The 310-nt window shown below is 39.4% G+C and carries 1 pseudogene; it reads left to right on the top strand.

From position 1 onward, the window contains the following. Positions 1–310, top strand: a pseudogene (locus C1G53_RS10920) (sucrose-6-phosphate hydrolase); the annotation flags it as partial.

Here is a 310-nt window from a genome sequence, read left to right as displayed (position 1 = left end):
CAACAAGAAGATACCACCGACCATTTCCGTGATCCACAAATTTTCAACTATAAAGGGCAATATTACGCTATTGTCGGTGGACAAAATCTGGATAAAAAGGGAATTGTCAAACTTTATAAAGCTGAAAATAACGACTACCTCAACTGGTCCTATGTTGGTGACCTTGATTTTGCCAATGATATGACCGCTTATATGATGGAATGCCCAAATATTGCGTTCGTCGGTGAGCAACCCATCCTTCTCTATTGTCCACAAGGTTTGGACAAAGAGGTATTGGACTATGGCAATATCTATCCAAATATGTACAAGA

This window comes from Streptococcus suis, from assembly GCF_002960445.1.
GTDB classification, from domain to species: Bacteria; Bacillota; Bacilli; order Lactobacillales; family Streptococcaceae; genus Streptococcus; species Streptococcus hyiners.
The sequence above is the reverse complement of the archived record's forward strand: the minus strand, read 5'-3'. Positions and strand labels throughout refer to the sequence as shown.